General features: G+C 38.5%; 1 pseudogene. It reads left to right on the forward strand.

Going from position 1 to position 275, the window contains the following annotated elements:
- Positions 1-275 (forward strand): annotated as a pseudogene (locus tag LIZ98_RS17800) (IS1634 family transposase); the annotation flags it as partial.

Genomic DNA, 275 nt, shown 5'->3' on the forward strand with positions numbered 1-275 from the left:
ACACCTGAACGAATTCCGATCCTTGCAAAAGTAGAAAATGGGAATATTTCGGATAAATCTTGGAACGTGGCGTTCATTCAAAAGATGAGAAAAATCCTTTCCAATGAAGATTGGAAAAATCTCATTTATCAGGCCGATTCTGCATTAATTACAACGGAGAATCTGGCGGAAATTCAACAACAAAAATTATCGTTTATCTCCCGTTTACCTGATACATTCAGTTTAAGCACGGAACTAAAGAAAGAGGCGTGGTCGCTCAATAACTGGGAGATGGT

Source organism: Caldibacillus sp. 210928-DFI.2.18, assembly GCF_020554505.1.
Classification (GTDB): Bacteria; Bacillota; Bacilli; order Bacillales; family Caldibacillaceae; genus Caldifermentibacillus; species Caldifermentibacillus hisashii.